Origin of the sequence: Nitratidesulfovibrio oxamicus, assembly GCF_015731765.1 — a bacterium.
GTDB classification, from domain to species: domain Bacteria; phylum Desulfobacterota; class Desulfovibrionia; order Desulfovibrionales; family Desulfovibrionaceae; genus Cupidesulfovibrio; species Cupidesulfovibrio oxamicus.
The window spans coordinates 1-1,970 of the sequence record NZ_VRYY01000445.1 but is presented as its reverse complement, the minus strand read 5'-3'; the positions used below and the strand labels follow the sequence as shown (position 1 = coordinate 1,970).

The following is a 1,970-nucleotide window of genomic DNA, read 5'->3' as shown; positions in this document are numbered from 1 at the left end:
CGCTCGATGTGGCGCACCGCCGTCTCGTCGCCTGGGGCCACCAGGGTCATGGCCGTGCCCGCGCGGGCGGCGCGACCGGTGCGACCGATGCGGTGGATGTAGGCGTCCGCCGTGGCGGGCACGTCGTAGTTCACCACATGGGTCACCCGCGAAATGTCCAGTCCGCGCGCGGCCACGTCGGTGGCCACCAGCACGGCGTAGCGCCCGGTGCGAAACCCGTCCAGGGTCGCCTGCCGCCGCCGCTGCGAAAGCTTGCCTTGCAGGCACCCCACGTGCAACCCGGTGGAGGCCAGTTGCTGCCACAGGCGGCGCGCCCCGTGCCGGGTACGCACGAACACCAGCACCGCACCGGCCAGGGGTTCATCCTCGATGGCGTGCAGGGACGGATGGCCGCCGCCCCTGCCCCCGGAGGAAACGGCATCGCCGCCAGTGTCGGGGGCGTCGTCAATTCCATCAGCAACGCCGCCAATGCCTTCCGGAAATTCGGTCGCATGGGTCGCGCCAGCATGCGCCGCAACGCCGGACAGCAGCCGGGCGCGCAGCATGGCCTTCAGCAGCGGGGTCTTGAGGTGGGCGGGTACAGGGTACAGGGCATGGTCCACGGTGGCCGCCGGTGCCTGCGCGTCCACGCTGACGGTCACGGGGTCGCGCAGGGCATCGCCCGCCAGCCCTTGCACGGCCTGCGGCAAGGTGGCGGAAAACAGCATGCGCTGGCACCGCGCGGGTACGGCGGCCAGCAACGCGCGCACGTCGGCCAGAAAGCCCAGTTCGAACAGCGAATCACCCTCGTCCAGCACCAGCACGTCAAGGGCGGATAAATCCAGGTTGCCGCGCCGCAGGTGGTCCAGCAGCCGACCGGGACAGGCCACCACGATCTCCACCCCGGTGCGCAGCCGCAGGGCCTGCGGCATGATGCCCACCCCGCCGTAGATGGTGGTGGAACGCAGGCGGGTCATGGCTCCCAGCCGCCGGATATGGTCGTGGATCTGCTCGGCCAGTTCGCGCGTGGGGGCCACCACCAGCGCCCGCACCTGCCCGCGCGGGCCTTCCAGCAGTCGTTGCAGCAACGGCAACGCATAGGCGGCGGTCTTGCCCGTGCCGGTGGCGGCCAGGGCCAGCACGTCGCACCCGGACAACGCGGCGGGAATGGCCCGGCGCTGCACGGGGGTGGGCAGATGATAGCCCATGCTTTCCACCCCGGCCAGCAGGCGGGCGTCAAGGGGCAGTTCGGCGAAGGTCACGGCGGAAACACTCCGGAATGGCCGGGGGCCGGGCTGTTCGGACACGGAACGCGGAACGCGGATCCGCAACGCCGGGTGATACTACGTTGCCCCGGCGACCGTGGCAATGCCGGGAAACGCCCGGACGCGCTATCCGCCCATGCCTCGCGCGTCGTCCTGCCCGGCTCCCCCGCCCCCCAGCCGCCTGCCTGCCAACTGGACATGGCGCGCCCGGCATGGAACACTGCGCCTTCCGTTTTCCGGCCACCGCAGCCGCCACGCCAACCGCCCCGGAGTTTCCATGCTCGACCTGCTGTACCGTTTCGGCATCACCCCGCGCCGCCTGGCCACGGAATTTCCCCTGCCCGGCAGCCCGGAACGCTGCCTGAGCCGCACGGCGGTGCAGGGCGATGACGGACGGCTGTGGATGCTGGAACGGCTGGCCCCGGCGCAGGCACCCCGGCGAGAAGCCATGGGCGACCTGCTGGCGCAACTGGCGGACCCGGCAGTGTCCGACCCGGAACTGGCCACGCTGGTGCCCGCGTACCTGCCGGTGGAGGATGGCGACCTGCGACATGTGCTGAAGGCGGACTCCCCGCCCCACGCCGGGTACTGGCAGCTTTCGCCCTTCGTGCCCGGAGCGGAGCCGCCCCGCCCCGACTACCTTGACCACGGCTGGCGCGGACGCGCGGTGGCCGTCCTGTTGCTGGCCCTGCACCGGGCCGGGGACAACCTGCCCGCCGGGCTGCC

The 1,970-nt window shown here is 71.9% G+C and carries 1 protein-coding gene and 1 pseudogene; one reads left to right on the top strand and one right to left on the bottom strand.

All coding sequences use genetic code 11. From position 1 onward, the window contains the following. Nucleotides 1–1,241, bottom strand: a 1,241-nt coding sequence (locus FVW20_RS13770; RefSeq protein WP_196610061.1) for a DEAD/DEAH box helicase, incomplete at its 3' end; no start/stop codon positions are given. 280 nt (nucleotides 1,242–1,521) lie between these two features. Here FVW20_RS13770 and FVW20_RS13765 point away from each other — a divergent pair. Continuing rightward, a pseudogene (locus tag FVW20_RS13765) lies at nucleotides 1,522–1,970 on the top strand (aminoglycoside phosphotransferase); the annotation flags it as partial.